The sequence below is a fragment of the Kribbella sp. NPDC104218 genome, from assembly GCF_055584105.1.
In genome coordinates this window covers 1359603-1374333 of record NZ_JBVJMQ010000001.1, presented here as the reverse complement: position 1 = coordinate 1374333, position 14731 = coordinate 1359603, and the positions used below count along the sequence as shown (strand labels likewise).

The 14731-nt window shown below is 70.3% G+C and carries 16 protein-coding genes; 10 read left to right on the top strand and 6 right to left on the bottom strand.

Annotation, left to right across the window (positions count from 1 at the left end):
- The first annotated feature begins 1 nt into the window (after window position 1).
- Together ACZ6ZD_RS06490 and ACZ6ZD_RS06485 are read left to right on the top strand one after the other, a co-directional pair.
- Window positions 2-358 carry a hypothetical protein gene (locus tag ACZ6ZD_RS06490; RefSeq protein WP_465668985.1) on the top strand — a complete coding sequence of 119 codons (357 nt, stop codon included), beginning with the start codon at window positions 2-4 and terminating at the stop codon, window positions 356-358.
- Window positions 355-747: a hypothetical protein gene (locus ACZ6ZD_RS06485; RefSeq protein ID WP_465668983.1), complete on the top strand. Its 393-nt coding sequence runs from the start codon at window positions 355-357 to the stop codon at window positions 745-747. The genes ACZ6ZD_RS06490 and ACZ6ZD_RS06485 overlap by 4 nt, the downstream gene beginning before the upstream one ends.
- On the opposite strand, the gene ACZ6ZD_RS06480 is transcribed toward ACZ6ZD_RS06485, so the two are convergent.
- Window positions 730-2139: an FAD-dependent oxidoreductase gene (locus ACZ6ZD_RS06480; protein ID WP_465668981.1), complete on the bottom strand. Its 1410-nt coding sequence runs from the start codon at window positions 2137-2139 to the stop codon at window positions 730-732. The genes ACZ6ZD_RS06485 and ACZ6ZD_RS06480 overlap by 18 nt on opposite strands.
- Before the next feature lie 84 nt (window positions 2140-2223).
- A complete protein-coding gene (locus tag ACZ6ZD_RS06475; protein ID WP_465668979.1) occupies window positions 2224-2817 on the bottom strand; it encodes a TetR/AcrR family transcriptional regulator in 594 nt (197 codons plus the stop codon).
- A gap of 53 nt (window positions 2818-2870) precedes the next feature.
- Between ACZ6ZD_RS06475 and ACZ6ZD_RS06470 the strand changes: the two genes are divergently transcribed.
- Together ACZ6ZD_RS06470 and ACZ6ZD_RS06465 are read left to right on the top strand one after the other, a co-directional pair.
- Entirely contained in the window at window positions 2871-3983 is a 1113-nt protein-coding gene (locus tag ACZ6ZD_RS06470; protein ID WP_465668977.1) for an FAD-dependent monooxygenase, read from the top strand.
- A gap of 46 nt (window positions 3984-4029) precedes the next feature.
- On the top strand, window positions 4030-4905 hold the full coding sequence (locus tag ACZ6ZD_RS06465) for a phosphoribosylaminoimidazolesuccinocarboxamide synthase (protein WP_465668975.1): 876 nt from the start codon (window positions 4030-4032) through the stop codon (window positions 4903-4905).
- Here the strand turns inward: ACZ6ZD_RS06465 and ACZ6ZD_RS06460 are convergent.
- From ACZ6ZD_RS06460 to ACZ6ZD_RS06445, 4 genes are all read right to left on the bottom strand, one after another.
- Entirely contained in the window at window positions 4902-5390 is a 489-nt protein-coding gene (locus tag ACZ6ZD_RS06460) for a hypothetical protein (protein WP_465668973.1), read from the bottom strand. The genes ACZ6ZD_RS06465 and ACZ6ZD_RS06460 overlap by 4 nt on opposite strands.
- A 79-nt stretch (window positions 5391-5469) precedes the next feature.
- On the bottom strand, window positions 5470-6798 hold the full coding sequence (locus ACZ6ZD_RS06455; protein ID WP_465668971.1) for an ABC transporter permease family protein: 1329 nt from the start codon (window positions 6796-6798) through the stop codon (window positions 5470-5472).
- Window positions 6798-7475 (bottom strand): ABC transporter ATP-binding protein, encoded by a 678-nt coding sequence (locus tag ACZ6ZD_RS06450; RefSeq protein WP_465668969.1) that lies wholly within the window; start codon window positions 7473-7475, stop codon window positions 6798-6800. Before ACZ6ZD_RS06450 ends, ACZ6ZD_RS06455 begins: the two co-directional genes overlap by 1 nt.
- The gene (locus tag ACZ6ZD_RS06445) at window positions 7472-7990 is read right to left on the bottom strand and encodes a PadR family transcriptional regulator (protein WP_465668967.1); all 519 of its coding nucleotides are present in this window, start codon (window positions 7988-7990) and stop codon (window positions 7472-7474) included. The genes ACZ6ZD_RS06450 and ACZ6ZD_RS06445 overlap by 4 nt, the downstream gene beginning before the upstream one ends.
- A gap of 113 nt (window positions 7991-8103) precedes the next feature.
- Here ACZ6ZD_RS06445 and purS point away from each other — a divergent pair, with 113 nt between their 5' ends.
- The 6 genes from purS (at window position 8104) to ACZ6ZD_RS06415 (ending at window position 14656) form a co-directional block, all read left to right on the top strand.
- Window positions 8104-8358, top strand: a complete 255-nt coding sequence (gene purS, locus ACZ6ZD_RS06440; RefSeq protein WP_465668965.1) for a phosphoribosylformylglycinamidine synthase subunit PurS — start codon at window positions 8104-8106, stop codon at window positions 8356-8358.
- Entirely contained in the window at window positions 8355-9023 is a 669-nt protein-coding gene (purQ, locus tag ACZ6ZD_RS06435) for a phosphoribosylformylglycinamidine synthase subunit PurQ (RefSeq protein WP_465668963.1), read from the top strand. The genes purS and purQ overlap by 4 nt, the downstream gene beginning before the upstream one ends.
- A complete protein-coding gene (locus ACZ6ZD_RS06430) occupies window positions 9023-11074 on the top strand; it encodes a hypothetical protein (protein WP_465668961.1) in 2052 nt (683 codons plus the stop codon). The genes purQ and ACZ6ZD_RS06430 overlap by 1 nt, the downstream gene beginning before the upstream one ends.
- Window positions 11064-13325 (top strand): phosphoribosylformylglycinamidine synthase subunit PurL, encoded by a 2262-nt coding sequence (gene purL, locus ACZ6ZD_RS06425; RefSeq protein ID WP_465668959.1) that lies wholly within the window; start codon window positions 11064-11066, stop codon window positions 13323-13325. The genes ACZ6ZD_RS06430 and purL overlap by 11 nt, the downstream gene beginning before the upstream one ends.
- A 68-nt stretch (window positions 13326-13393) precedes the next feature.
- Window positions 13394-14233 (top strand): hypothetical protein, encoded by an 840-nt coding sequence (locus ACZ6ZD_RS06420; protein ID WP_465668957.1) that lies wholly within the window; start codon window positions 13394-13396, stop codon window positions 14231-14233.
- A 21-nt stretch (window positions 14234-14254) separates the two neighbouring features.
- The gene (locus tag ACZ6ZD_RS06415; protein ID WP_465668955.1) at window positions 14255-14656 is read left to right on the top strand and encodes a peptidase inhibitor family I36 protein; all 402 of its coding nucleotides are present in this window, start codon (window positions 14255-14257) and stop codon (window positions 14654-14656) included.
- Window positions 14657-14731 lie beyond the last annotated feature (75 nt).

Genomic DNA, 14731 nt, shown 5'->3' with positions numbered 1-14731 from the left:
CGTGTACGAACCGCTCACCTGGGTCCTGGTCGCGCTCAGCCTGCTGGCGATGGCGTACGCCGTCGTCCTGGCCGCTCGGGACAAGCGGATCGATTGGCCGCTGCTCGGCGCGGTCGGCGTGATCGAGGTCGCGCTGCTCGGTCAGCTGGTCGTCGGCATCATCCAGCTGGTCGGCACCGATCGGGACGTCTCCGGCCCGTACTTCGTCGGCTACCTGATCGGCGCCCTGCTCGTGCTGCCCGTCGGGACGCTGTGGGCGCTCGCCGAGAGCAGCCGTTGGGGCGCGGGCGCGCTCGCCGTCGCCTGCTTCGTCGTCCCGGTGCTGGAGCTGCGGTTGTACGAGGTCTGGGCCGCGTGAGTACGCCGGAGGCCACGCGCCAGGGCCCCGGCCGGATCCTCGTCCTCGTGTACGGCGTCTTCGCGTTGGCGGCCACCGCGCGGGCCGGCGTCCAGATCGCTACGCAGTTCGACGAGGCGCCGATCGCGTACCTGCTGTCGGCGCTCGCCGCGGTGATCTACTGCGCCGCGACGTTCGCGCTGGCCAAGGCGACCGTGCTCTCCCGCCGCGTCGCGACGATCGCGATCGTGATCGAGCTGGTCGGCGTGATCGGGATCGGCGCGTTCAGCTACGCCGTCCCGGAGGACTTCCCGGACGCGACCGTGTGGTCGCACTTCGGGCAGGGGTACGGCTTCGTGCCGCTGGTCCTGCCGATCCTCGGGCTGCTCTGGCTACGTCGTACCCGGTAGCAGTTTGCAGCGCAGCGCCCGCAGCAGGTTCTGCGGAGCGGCGAGTTTGCTCGGGTGGTCGAGCATCGTGACGACCCGGTTGAACTGGGCGTTGAGCGTCTGGTCCTTGGCCGTGGCGTCGTAGATCATCGCCGAGATCCATTGCGTCAGCCGATAGCCGCGCGGGTACGGGCCGTCGACGTGCGGCAGCGAGAGATCGGCCGCGGTCGAGAGTTGCCAGGCGACGTCGACGACCACGCTGACGTCGTTGAAGTACGAGCGCGCGGCGTACTCGAGGGGCGGGTTCGAGCGCAGGTACGCCGACAGGCAGGACGCGTGCAGGGTCGCCGACGTCATGCCCTGGCCGTAGATCGGGTTGAACGACGCGACCGCGTCACCGGCCACGATCAGTCCGGCCGGGATCCGGTCGAGCAGGTGGTAGTCGCGGCGTCGGCTGTCGGCCTGGTGGCAGGTGATCACGTCCCCGAGCAGCTCGCCGTGGTCGGCGATCTCCGCGAAGTCCGGCGGGTAGTCGTTGCGGCAGCGCTGCCGGAAATCCTCGATATCGCGGGTCGGCCGGTCGTCGGCGTACCCGGCGACGAGGACCAGCCAGCGCTCGCCCTCGACGGCCAGGATGCCGCCTTGCCGCAGCGGCCGGCCGCTACCGGGCTGGTTCGAGGCGATCGAGACGCCGATGTCGGAGATCTTCGGATCGCGCCGGAACAGCGCGCTGGCGTAGTTGAGCTTGATCGGCATCCGCTGCATCGGCGGCTGCGGCCACCCGGCTGCGCCGAGCCAGTCGCTCAGCCGGCTGGATCGGCCGGTCGCGTCGACGACCAGGTCGGCGGCCACGGTGACGACGGACTCCGGGCCGCTGGTCCCGTCCGGCTGGTACCGCGCCGCGGTGACCCGGTCGTCGGTGATCTCGATCCCGTCGGCGCGGCCGTGCACCATGCGGATGTTGCCGATCTCCAACGTGCGCCGGCGGACCATCGACTCCAGGAACGGCCGAGTGCTGACCAGGGCGGAGCCGACGCTGTCGGGTGGCGGCAGCGGCCGCCGTACGCCGTTCACGTAGTTGCGGCTCTCCTCGGGCGGCGGATTGGTCGCGCCCGCGTCGAGGGCCTCCCTCGTGAACCCGGGGAACCAGCGGTCGAGCTGCGCCTGCCCGGCCGGCAGCAACGCGTGCACCTGACTGCCCTGCGGTACGCCGGGTCGCGGTTCGGTCGAATCGCCGGTGGTGTCGCGCTCGACGATCAGCACCTCGTCCGCGTGATCGCTGAGCACCCGCGCCGCCATCAGGCCGGCCATACTCGCGCCGAGCACGACCGCGCGCTCCATCAGGATCCGGTTGTCCTTCGGCCGCTCCGCGCTGGTGATCCGGGCGAAGCGTTGCGCAGCCGACTCGACCATGGTGTCCCCCCAGGGCAGAAATGACGGTTGTTCGACTTTAAGTCGGCTGCCTGGTTCCTGCCCTCCGGCGCATGTCGGCCTGGGTCAGCGTGACGGGGCGCCGCTGACCAGCCCGTCCAGTACGGCGGCGACCGTACGCCGGACGCCGGTGGTGAAGGCCTCGTCCGAGAGGGTGGTGCCGGCTCCGGCGACGCGGTCGTAGAGCAGGCCGTCCAGCATCGCGGCCAGCGGCCAGGCGGCGGCTTCGGCGTCCGGTACGCCGAGGTGGGCGAGTAGCTGGCCGAGGAGGATGCGGAGCTGCCGGCCGGCGGTGTCGATCGCCGTCCGCAGCTCTGGTTGCCGACTGGCCTCCAGCGACAACTCGTAGCGGGCGAGCAGGTCCGCCGGCCGCTCTGCGGCCAGGCCGACGACCATCGCGGTCACCAGGTCGACCGGCGGCAGGGTGGTGTCCGGTGGCGCGACCACGGTCAGGTCGCGATCGAGCATCCGATTCACGCAGGCGGTCAGCAGGGCGCTGCGCGTCCGCAGGTAGTACGACGTGGAGCCCGGCGGCAGGCCGGCTTCGGAGTCCACCGCGCGGTGCGTCAGCCCGCGCAACCCGCGCTCGGCCACCAGCCGGATCGCGGCGTCGGCGATCGCGTCCCGGCGATCCGGCCCCAGTGGCACCTGCTTGGTCACGGCGATCATCCTCGCACTTCCGCGGCGTCCTCTACAGATGTAGAGTATCGGTCATGAGAACGGCGATCGTGGTGGGAGCAGGGATCGGCGGGGTGACCGCGGCCGTCGCGCTGCAGAGCTGTGGCTGGGGGGTCACGGTCCTGGAGCGCGCACCGGCCTTGGGAGAGGTCGGTGCGGGGATCTCGGTCTGGCCGGGGGCGGTCGCCGTTCTCAACGAACTCGGCGTGACGGGGATCGACAAGTCGGCCGCGCTGTCCGGTCCGACCGGCCTGCGGAAGCCGCGCGGCAGTTGGGTCGTCGCTGCGCCCGATCTGGGCGTGGAGCTGCCGGTGATGATCCACCGCGCACAGCTGCATGAGCTGATCACGGCTGAGTTCGGTCCGGCCGTGAAGGTCCGGACGGGCTACAAGGTCGCTACGGTCACGCAGGACGACGACGGCGTCCTCGTCGACGGGAGTCTGCGCGCTGACCTGCTCATCGCGGCGGATGGGCTGTGGAGTGTGGTCCGCGGCGCGCTCCACCCGCAGTACGCCGGTCCGCAGTACTCCGGCTACACAGCATTCCGTGGCATTGCCGGCGTCCCGGCGAACAGTGGCGGCGAGACCTGGGGGCCGGCGCAGCGCTTCGGGATCGCCCAGCTGATCGACGGCCGTACGTACTGGTACGCGACTGCCAACCAGCCCCCTGGGCAAGGCGGCGACCTGGCGGCGGTCATTCGCCGGTACGGCAGTTGGCACGACCCCATCCCGGCGCTGCTGGCCAACACGTCGGCCACCTTGCAGAACGACATCTACGACCTGCCGCTGCCGCTGGTCCCGTTCGCGACCGGCCGGATCGCCCTCCTCGGCGACGCCGCCCACGCCATGACACCGAACCTGGGCCGCGGCGCCTGCACAGCCATCGAGGACGCCGGTGCGCTCGCCCGGCACCTGCGCGCAACCCCCGACCCGGTCGTCGCGCTGGCGCAGTACGACGCCGAACGGCGTCCGATCGCCACCAAGCTGGTGAAGCGCTCCCGGCAGATCGGCCAGGTCGGCCAGCTCGACAACCCGGCGGCGATTTGGCTGCGGGACGGGGCGATGTGGGTCGGGGGAATGGCGGTGCGCGGAGCTGCAGCGCTACACAAATGGCGGCAGGCCCGAAAGCCCACGCTCGGCAGCCGCTGACGGAGGCGGTTGTGAAGCGCCGGCGGTCCGCTGAAACAATCGGCGGGTGACCACACCTCCGCAGGCCCCGGTGATCCCCGGTGCGAAGCACATCCACTCCGGCAAGGTCCGGGACCTGTACGAGCTCGAGTCCGGTGAGCTGCTGATGGTCGCGAGCGACCGGCAGAGCGCGTTCGACTGGATCCTCGAGACGCCGATCCCGGACAAGGGCAAGGTCCTGACGGCGATGAGCCTGTGGTGGTTCGAGCACCTCGGCGTGCCGAATCACATCGTGTCCACCGACGTCCCGGCCGAGGTCGCCGGGCGCGCGGTGATCTGCGAGAAGCTGGCGATGTTCCCGGTCGAGTGCGTGGCCCGCGGCTACCTGACCGGCTCCGGGCTGCTGGACTACCAGGCGACCGGCGCCGTCTGCGGGGTCGAGCTGGCGGCCGGTCTGGTCGAGGCGTCCCGGCTGGACGAGCCGATCTTCACCCCGGCCACCAAGGCCGAGCTGGGTGAGCACGACGAGAACGTCTCGTACGACGCCGTCGTGGCGAAGGTCGGCGCGGAGACCGCGGCCGCGCTGCGGGCCACGACGCTGGACATCTACTCCCGGGCCCGGGCCACCGCCGAGGAGCGCGGCATCATCCTGGCCGACACCAAGTTCGAGTTCGGCGCCCGGCCGGACGGGACGATCGTGCTGGCCGACGAGGTCCTCACTCCGGACTCGAGCCGCTTCTGGCCGGCCGACCAGTGGGAGCCGGGCCGGCTGCAGCCGTCGTACGACAAGCAGATCATCCGGGACTGGCTGCAGTACGACTCGGGCTGGGACCGGCACTCCGGCGAGGCGCCGCCCCGGCTGCCCGACGAGGTCGTGGAGCGCACACGGTCGGCGTACATCGCCGCCTACGAGCAGCTGACCGGCAACACCTTCACCGCCTAGAACAGACCGACGCCGAGCGCCAGCAGGATGAAGCGGGCGGCCCGGCCGACCAGCACGGACAGGCTGAACGTCAGCACACCCATCCGGGAGGCGCCGCCGATGAGGGCGACGCCGTACAGCGGAGGGATGCCGACGGACGAGCTGAGCAGTGTGACCGGGATGCCCCAGCGCCGGTCGCTCATCGCGTCCAGAAGGCGTTTGCTGACGTCTCGGTTCCACTGCACGAACCGGCCCCAGCGGCTGTCCAGATTGACCGGCTTGGGTTCTTTGGACTTCCGGTCGGCGTATCCGGGCCGGTAGCGGACGGCGAGGAACATCGCGACCTTGCCGATCGTCTGCCCGACCGAGACGCCGATCGCGGCCACCACCGGGTCGAGCTTGCCGGAGACGCCCACCCCGAGGACGTACGCCTCGGCGTTCAGGACCGGGACGATCGCGGACCCGATCCCGAACCCGATCGCCAGCACCAGCTGCCAAACCCACATGCCCCGAGCGTATGTGGAGTCGGCAGCCGGTGTCGGTAGTCCTAGCCCCAGTCCCATGCCGGGGCGTAGCACGACTGCATCAGGCGGCCCGGAGGTTTTCCGGGTGCAGCGCATCCCTCAGCTGGTTCCGCAGTAAGAAGCCGGCCAGCATCGCACCGCCTGCCGCGAGCAGTCCGCCGGTCAGGAGCATGCCCGGAGCCAGTGCGATGAAGATCGGGTCGTACGACTGCCTGCCGCCACCGACGAGCCGGCCGAGTGACAGCAGCATCCCGGCGGCCATTCCGATCCCCAGTGTCGGAGCGGCGACCAGAACAAGCTGTCGCTGGACGACGCGGCGCAGGAAGGGCTCGTCGACGCCGAACGCGGTCAGGGATGCGAGCTGCCGACGCTGATCGACCAACTGGTCGGCGACGCCGACGACCAGGGCAGCCAGCACCGTGGCTGCCACGAGGAGCAGCGCGAGGATGCCCAGCCCGAACCCGGTTCCGTAGAACTCGAGGTCGTACCTGTTCCGGTCGGACCGGATCACGCCCATCAGTGCGTTGACCGTCGCTCCGAGCAGTACGCCGCAGCAGCCGAGCATCGCGCCGATCCGAGCGGCCGGCCGTGACTCGGTGAGGAGGCGCGCACCGGTCAGTAGCCCAACGGGATCGCCCGACTTGGTGAGGCGGCGCCCGACCGACTGGATCCACGCCGTCGATCCAGTGAGCATCGCGAGCGCGACGCCGAGGAGACCCACGGCCGCGGCGAGCGGGCCGAACAGAGGTGCCGCCAGCGCGCCGACAGCCACCAGAACGAGCCCGATCCAGAGACGCATCTTCCCCGGCCGGGCCGGCGAGCGCTCGGGGCGAGGTGTCAGATCATCCCGGTGCAGAATGACCGCGATCAGGACGCCGACCCCAGTCATGACCACAGCGACCGCGGCCCACGCCGCCAAGTCCAGAAGCTGGGCGCCGGGCAGAATTCGAGCCATCCGCGGCAGGAGACCCAGCAGCAAGCTGAGCACTAGATAGACCGGCCCCGCGATCAGACCGCCGGCCAACCCCGCCGCGGCCGCGTCTGTCGCGGACAACCGCCGCACCTGCTTGTCGGATGCGCCCGCCAGCCGGAGCGCAGTCAGCCGCCGCTCCCGCGCCGCCGTGCCGAGCCGGAAGGCCTGTACGGCCAGACCGGCGGTCAGTGCGGCCAGGATGACCAGGACCGTGCTCAGGCCGCTCCGCAGCCCTGGCTCGGCCAGATAGTTGCTGTAGACGTCGGCGGACAACGTGCCGCCGCCAAGGGTCATTACCCGGAGCGCGCCGAGCAGGAACGTGCCGCTGAGCGCCAGCGCCGCAACGGTCAGCCGGATCCGGCTGCGGTCCGCCGGCGTGCGGGACCGAGCTAGTAGGACCAGAGATTCGATAGTCATCAGAGCACCACCTCGTGTTGGACGACGCCGTCTCGGAGCCGGATCTCTCGGTCGGCGGAGGCGGCGACCAGGTTGTCGTGGGTCACCATCACCAAGGCGGTTCCGCGGTAGCGGGCCGCTTGGACGAGTACTTCGAGCAGCTCCTTGCCCGCACGGCTGTCCAGGCTGCCGGTGGGTTCGTCGGCGAGCACGACGGACGGGCCGGTGACGAGGGCACGCGCGACGGCGGCTCGCTGGTTCTGACCGCCGGACAGCTCGGACGGGACGGCGTCCGCCTCGCTCTCGATCCCTACCTGTTTCAGCCACTCCAGCGCCTGTACGTGCGCCTCCCGGCGTGCGTGGCCGGCCAGGAGAAGCGGCAGGGCGACGTTGTCGATCAGCTTCACGTCCGGAACGAGCTGGCCGAACTGCAGCACGACACCGACCGCCGTACGCCGAAGCGCCGCACGGCTGTCCGCCGACAGGGTCGTCAGGTCGACGCCGTTCACCCGGACCGAACCGGCGTCCGGAGTGAGGATGCCGGCCGCGCAGTGCAGCAGTGTGGACTTGCCGCACCCGCTGGCGCCGGTGATGGCGACGATCTCCCCGGCGTTGATCTGCAGCGAGATGCCACGCAGTGCCACGTTGCGGCGGTACGCGTACTCGATGTCGGTGAGCTCGAGAGCTGGGGCGGTCATTCGGATACCTCCTGCTGGGAGATGCGGTCCAGGGCGCCGTCCAGCCATCGCAGGTCGGCGTCCAGGTGCGCGACGATGTAGTCGCGAACGATCGGTGAGGTCGGGTCCTGCTCGGCGGGGTTGTCCTGCAGCTCGCGGATGCGGCGCAGGTGACTGGCCCGCTGCCGGGCCAGGAACGCCGCGGCGTCACCCCCGGTCCGGACGGCGGCGACCAGCTTGCGCAGCATCTCGTCGGCGTTTCCCCAAGCCGGTGCGACCGGGTCGGTGAGCCAGTCGGACAGGTGTTCGCGGCCCTTGGCGGTCAGTGCGTAGACGGTCCGGTCCGGGCCGCCGCCGGAGGTCTTCTCGACCACCTCGACGAGCCCGTCCCGCTCCAGCCGCCCGAGCGTTGTGTACACCTGCCCGAACGCCAGGGGCCGGCTGTCCGGGAACCACGCGTCGTGACCGCGTTTGACGTCGTACCCGTGCGCGGGCCCGCCGGAGAGCAGTCCGAGGACGAGTTCAGCGGTTGCCATAGGGTGACTATACACTGAGTGTATGTACTGAGTGAATAGTCCGGATTGGGGCGATCCGGGAGGCGGTCGGTAGGATTCGGTGCGTCACCCCGGAACGAGACCTGGAGTAGTCAGTGGCTCGCGTTGTCGTCGACGTCATGCTCAAGCCCGAGATCCTCGACCCGCAGGGCAAGGCGGTGCACGGCGCGTTCGGCCGGCTCGGCTTCGACGGCGTGGCCGATGTCCGTCAGGGCAAGCGCTTCGAGATCACCCTGGACGGTGAGGCGACCGAGGAGCGGGTCGCCGAGATCCGCAAGGCCGCGGACACCCTGCTGGCCAACGCCGTGATCGAGGACTTCACCCTGCACGTCGAGAGCGACGCGCAGTGAAGATCGGGGTCGTCACCTTCCCGGGCTCGCTGGACGACGCCGACGCCCGCCGCGCCGCGGCCGTGGCCGGCGCCGAGGCGGTCGCCCTCTGGCACGGCGATGCCGACCTGAAGGGCGTGGACGCGGTCGTCCTGCCCGGCGGCTTCTCCTACGGCGACTACCTGCGGGCGGGCGCGATCTCCCGGTTCGCCCCGGTGATGGAGACCGTCATCAAGAAGGCGGGCGAGGGTCTGCCGGTGCTCGGGATCTGCAACGGCTTCCAGGTGCTCTGCGAGTCGCACCTGCTGCCCGGCGCCCTGATCAAGAACCAGCAGCGCAAGTTCATCTGCCGGGACCAGCGGCTCCGGATCGAGAACAACACCACCGCCTGGACGAGCGACTACGACGCGAACCACGAGATCACGATCGTGCTGAAGAACCAGGACGGCTCGTTCGTCGCCGACGAGGCGACGCTCGACCGGCTGGAGGGCGAGGGCCGGATCGTCGCCCGCTACCTCGGCAACCCGAACGGCTCGTACCGCGACATCGCCGGGATCACCAACGAGCGGGGCAACGTGGTCGGCCTGATGCCGCACCCGGAGCACGCCGTCGAGACCCTCACCGGACCGACCACGGACGGCCTCGGCTTCTTCACCTCGGTGCTGAAGGCCGTCGTCGCCTCCTGATGACCCTCTCAGGGCTGCGGCGCCTCCTGCTCCGCACCCTCTTTGTCGCCGTCGCGGGTCTGCTGGCCTGCGCCGGAGCCGGTACGGCGCACGCGGCGGTGACGCCGAAGGTCGTGGTGATCGGCGTGCCCGGGCTGACCTGGGCCGACGTCCAGGCGTCCCCCGAGCTGACCGCGCTGATCGACCAGGCCGATGTCGGGTCGATCACCGTCAAGACCGCCGGTCCGCACACCTGCCCGGTCGACGGCTGGCTCACCCTCAGCGCCGGCACCCGTGCCTGGGCCAGCGACCCCGACCGTCCGTGTGAGCTGCCGCAGGTCGTCGACGGCAAGATCCCCGGCTGGCAGTCCTTCGTCGACCTCCAGACCAAGCGCCACACCGACGCGAGCCTGGGTCGGCTGGCCGCCTGGGAGGACGGCGTCTGCGGGTTCGGTCCGGGCGCCGCGCTGGCGGTGGCCAAGAAGGACGGCTCGGTCGCCAACTGGTTCCCGACGTTCGACCCGGCCAAGGTGGTCGGCGAAGACTGCGCTCATGCCATCGTCGACGCCGGGGCAATGCCTCCGCGGGAAGGTCGCAAGGAAGCGCGTCTGAAGGTCGCTGAGCTGGTCAAGCAGGCCATGGCGACCGACAGCCGGGTCCTGCTGGTCGGCGTCGCCCAAGAGCTGGCGAACGCACACCAGCAGCCCCTGGTCGCGATGCAGTTCCCCGCCGACGGCGGTGGGCGGTGGCTGACCAGTGAATCGACGCGGCGGCCCCGGCTGATCCAGCTCACCGATGTGACTGCCACGCTGCTCGGCGGCAGCCGCATCCTCGTCAACCCGTCGCCGGCGGATGTCGGGCCCATCGATGGCGCATCGATCCGCGTCGACGGTGATCGGCACGGCGACGCCGCCTCGGTCATCGAAGAGCGGCTGGACACGAACCAGCGGTTCGAGCAGCCGCGGCCGATGCTGATCGTGGTGTCGATGACTATCCTGGTGGCCGAGCTGCTGGCGGTGGCGTGGTTCTGGCTGCGGCGTACGCCGCGCTCTCGCACCGCAGCGACGTTCGCACTGCTCACCCAGGCCGGCTTCTTCATTGCGGTCTTCCTGTCCACGATCACCTCCTGGTGGCGCTGGCCGGCGCCCGGGTTCTCCTTGTACTGCGTGGTGCTGGGCATCAGTGCGCTGCTGGCAGGGCTCGCGCACGTGTTCCTGAAGCGCTATGCGTTCCTCGGGATCGCGCTGGCGGCGTACGTGATCCTGCTGATCGACGGCGTGCTCGGTACGCCGCTCCAGTTCGGCAGCATGTTCACCGACGGCCCTGTGATCGGTGGGCGCTTCTACGGCTTCGGCAACTCGACGTTCGCCACTCTGGCGGTCGCTGCGCTCGTTGTGGCCGGCTGGGCGGCGCAGCGGCTGGTCAGCAAGAGCCGTGTGCAGGCCGCGCTCGCAGTACTCGCGATTGGCGGCGCTGCGATCGTGGTGGACGGCCGACCGGGCTGGGGGACGGACTTCGGCGGTATCATCGCGCTGACGCCCGCCGTCCTCCTGATGGCCTGGCTGACCTGGCGAGGGAGCATCTCGTTCCGTGCGCTGGTCGGTGTGGGCGCAGCCGGCGTCCTGGCCGTGACCGGCGTCGCCTACCTCGACTACCTGCGCCCTGAGGACGAGCGCAGCCACTTCGGCACGTTCTTCGCCCGCCTCCTGGACGGCGACGTCAGCGACGTCCTGATCCGCAAGCTGCAGATGGCGGTCCAGTTCTTCTACGGGGTGTCCGGCTGGGCGATGCTCGCCGGGGTCGTGGTCGCGATGCTGGCCACCGTGTTCCCGGGCCGCGTCCCGTTCCCGGCGTACCGGGCCTTCTACTCGAGTCTGCCGATCATCCGGCCGACTCTGCTGGCGCTGTCGACCTGTGGTCTGGTCGGCATGCTCCTGAACGACGCCGGGGTCGCGCTGCCCGCGATCATGACCGGCTTCGCCGTACCGCTGCTGGTGGCGCACCTCCTCGCGTCGCCGGTTACCGTTCCACCTGAGTCCCACCTAGTGCAGGAGTCCCATCGTGTCGACTGACACCGTCACCAACGCCGAGAGCACCCCGGACGTCGAGCAGCCGTGGGCGGACCTCGGCCTGAAGCCGGACGAGTACCAGCGGATCCGCGACATCCTGGGCCGGCGTCCGACCAGCTGCGAGCTGGCCATGTACTCGGTGATGTGGAGCGAGCACTGCTCGTACAAGTCGTCCAAGGTGCACCTGAAGCGCTTCGGCGAGATCCCGCAGGAGACGCCGGCCGGGAAGATGCTGGCCGGGATCGGTGAGAACGCGGGCGTCATCGACATCGGCGAGGGTTACGCGGTCACCTTCAAGGTCGAGTCGCACAACCACCCGTCGTACGTCGAGCCCTACCAGGGCGCGGCCACCGGCGTCGGCGGCATCGTCCGCGACATCCTCGCGATGGGCGCCCGCCCGGTCGCGGTGATGGACCCGCTGCGGTTCGGCCCGCTGGACGCCGCGGACACCAAGCGCGTGCTGCCCGGGATCGTGTCCGGCGTCGGCGGCTACGGCAACAGCCTCGGCCTGCCGAACATCGGCGGCGAGGTCGTCTTCGACTCGACCTACCTCGGCAACCCGCTGGTCAACGCGCTTTGCGTCGGCGTCATGCGGCACGAGGACCTGCACCTGGCGAACGCGACCGGCCTGGGCAACCAGATCATCCTGTACGGCGCCAAGACCGGCGGCGACGGGATCGGCGGCGTGTCGGTGCTCGCGTCCGAGACCTTCGCGGAGGGCGGCCCGACCAAGCGGCCGGCCGTCCAGGTCGGCGACCCGTTCATGGAGAAGCTGCTGATCGAGTGCACGCTCGAGCTGTTCCAGGCCAAGGTCGTCGAGGGGATCCAGGACCTCGGCGGTGCCGGGCTGTCCTGCGCGACGTCCGAGCTGGCCAGCGCCGGTGACGGCGGGATGCACGTCTCACTGGACAAGGTGCCGCTGCGGGACGCGTCGCTCGCGCCGGAAGAGATCCTGATGAGCGAGTCGCAGGAACGGATGATGGCGGTTGTCACGCCGGACAACGTCGAGGCGTTCCTGAAGATCTGCGCCAAGTGGGACGTCCAGGCGGACGTGATCGGCGAGGTCACCGCCACCGGCAAGCTGGAGATCGACTGGCACGGCGAGCGTGTCGTCGACGTGCCGCCGCGCAGCGTCGCGCACGACGGCCCGGTCTACAACCGCCCGTTCGAGCGTCCGTCCTGGCAGGACGAGCTGCAGGCCGACGGCGCCGAGAAGCTGCCGCGCGCCAAGACCGCCGAGGAACTGCGGGACACCCTGCTGCAGCTGGTCGCCTCGCCGAACCTGTGCGACAAGTCCTGGGTCACCGACCAGTACGACCGCTACGTACTCGGCAACTCGGTGCTCGCGCAGCCCGAGGACAGCGGCATGATCCGCGTCGACGAGACCAGCGGCCTGGGCGTCGCCGTCTCCACCGACTGCAACGGCCGCTTCGCGAAACTCGACCCGTACACCGGCGCCAAGCTGGCGCTGGCCGAGTCCTTCCGCAACGTCGCCACCACCGGCGCCCGCCCGGTCGCCGTCACCGACTGCCTGAACTTCGGCTCCCCCGAGGACCCGGCCGTCATGTGGCAGTTCACCGAGGCGATCCGCGGCCTGGTCGACGGCTGCAAGGAGCTGGGCATGCCGGTCACCGGCGGCAACGTCTCCTTCTACAACCAGACCGGCGAGACCCCGATCCTGCCGACGCCGGTGGTCGGCGTCCTCGGCGTCATCGACGACGTCACCCGGCGGACGCCGATCGGCTTCACCGCCGCGATGGAGGGGCACCAGCTCTACCTGCTCGGTGAGACCGCCGAGGAGCTGTCCGGCTCCGAGTGGGCGCACGTCGTCCACGGTCACCTCGGCGGCCGCCCGCCGGCCGTCGACCTGGCCGCCGAGCAGCAGTTGGCCGACATCCTGATCAACGCCTCCCGCGACGGCCTGATCGACGCCGCCCACGACGTCTCCGACGGCGGCGTCGCCCAGACCCTGGTCGAGTCCGCCCTCCGCGGCGGCGTCGGCGCCCGCGTCTGGGCCCCCGACGGCCTCGACCCGTTCCTCTTCCTGTTCGCCGAGTCGGCCGGCCGCGCGGTCGTCGCCGTCCCGCGCACCGAAGAGGTCCGCTTCACCGACATGTGCACCGCACGCCGCTTCCCGCACACCAAGATCGGCGTCATCACCGGCGACACCCTCGACGTCCAGGACCAGTTCGAGCTCCCCCTCACCGACCTCCGCGAAGCCTGGACCGCAACCCTCCCGAACGCCCTGAACTGAGCGTGCTCGATTCAGCTGTGACCAAAACGTTCGGGAGTTCCCGAACCCGATGAATAGCGTCCGTCGTCATGAAGACGACGGCGCTCACAGCACTGGCTGTCGCGTTGCTGGCCGGCTGCAGCAACGCAACTGCCCCCGCCCTCGGCGACCCCCGCACGGTGGTCGCCGAGGCTGAGCAGCTGCTGATCCGCGACTGCATGGCTGCCCGCGGCTTCCGGTACGTCGTACCGGCGCCGCCGGCCGCAACACCTGACGAACCGGCCGATTCGCCGTACGGGCTCGACGACCCGGCCCGGGCCGCGAAGTACGGCTTCAGTGGCCAGCCGGAGCCCAGCGCGTCGGCACCTGCTGACGACCACCTGACCGATGCCGAACGGGCGGCGTTCGACGCCGCGCTCAACGGACGGCCGGATGAACCGGTCGTGACTGTACCGCTGCCCGGGGACTACCGGATCGAGCTGAGCGCGGGTGGCTGCCGTGCGAGCGCACGGACCCAGCTGTACGGCGACTACGCCGCCTGGGTCCGCGCCCGCGTCCTGGTCGACAACCTGACGCCGCAGATCCAGCGCCGAGTCATCGAGTCGAAGACCTACCGACGCGCCTTGCACCCGTGGTCGACCTGCATGACGGCATCGGGACACCCGGCTGCGAGCCCGGACAGTCTCCGGTCCGCGTTCGCCAAGAAGACCGGTGAGCGGGACACGGCATCGACTCGTGCGCTGGAGCGTCGGCTGGCGGTGGCCGAGGCCGTCTGCGCCGAGCGCACCGGGCTGATCGTCGTTGCCCGGCAAGAGGAAGAGCGCGCGCGGACCGTCGTGCGCACCCAGTACCTCGAGGAGATCCGAACCCTCGAGCGTGGCGAGCGCGATGCGCTGCCGCGAGCCCGCTCCGTTCTCGCAGCGGAGTAAACCCTCCAGAAAGGAATCACCATGCGTAAGACAGCGTTGGCCGCCATCGGGACTCTCGCTCTCGCGATCCCGCTCGCAACCCCCACCTTCGCCGCCGCCTCCGACCTTCCGGACCGGACGGCTGCCGCGGCGCCGGCGATGCCGTGTGATGCGGGCTTCTTCTGCGCCTGGACCGGCGCGGGCGGAACGGGCGACCGAGTGCGCTGGGGAGGCAATGACTCCAGCTGGGGCAGCACGATCAACAACAAGGGCACGTCGTTCCGCAACGCCGGTTACCCGTCCGCGCCGTCCGCGGTCCGGGTCTACGCGGACACCAATTACGGGACGCAGCTGTGGTGCCTGATCGTGGGCGGCAAGATCTACCAGGCGCACTCGTCGAAGGACAACCGCGCCAGCTCGCACAAGTGGTCGACGAGCTGCTGATCCGCACGGGCTGTCAGATTTCCGTCAGGTAAGTGTCAGACGGGAGCCGTAGCGTCGCCGACAGTCGACGGGGAC

What these genes read in the sequence shown, in the direction of transcription:
- ACZ6ZD_RS06455 (WP_465668971.1), bottom strand. Translation starts at nt 6,798, where the DNA reads ATGACTATCGAATCTCTGGTCCTACTAGCTCGGTCCCGCACGCCGGCG.
- ACZ6ZD_RS06420 (WP_465668957.1), top strand. Translation starts at nt 13,394, where the DNA reads ATGAAGACGACGGCGCTCACAGCACTGGCTGTCGCGTTGCTGGCCGGC.
- ACZ6ZD_RS06415 (WP_465668955.1), top strand. Translation starts at nt 14,255, where the DNA reads ATGCGTAAGACAGCGTTGGCCGCCATCGGGACTCTCGCTCTCGCGATC.
- ACZ6ZD_RS06460 (WP_465668973.1), bottom strand. Translation starts at nt 5,390, where the DNA reads ATGTGGGTTTGGCAGCTGGTGCTGGCGATCGGGTTCGGGATCGGGTCC.
- ACZ6ZD_RS06450 (WP_465668969.1), bottom strand. Translation starts at nt 7,475, where the DNA reads ATGACCGCCCCAGCTCTCGAGCTCACCGACATCGAGTACGCGTACCGC.
- ACZ6ZD_RS06445 (WP_465668967.1), bottom strand. Translation starts at nt 7,990, where the DNA reads ATGGCAACCGCTGAACTCGTCCTCGGACTGCTCTCCGGCGGGCCCGCG.
- ACZ6ZD_RS06430 (WP_465668961.1), top strand. Translation starts at nt 9,023, where the DNA reads ATGACCCTCTCAGGGCTGCGGCGCCTCCTGCTCCGCACCCTCTTTGTC.
- ACZ6ZD_RS06480 (WP_465668981.1), bottom strand. Translation starts at nt 2,139, where the DNA reads ATGGTCGAGTCGGCTGCGCAACGCTTCGCCCGGATCACCAGCGCGGAG.
- ACZ6ZD_RS06470 (WP_465668977.1), top strand. Translation starts at nt 2,871, where the DNA reads ATGAGAACGGCGATCGTGGTGGGAGCAGGGATCGGCGGGGTGACCGCG.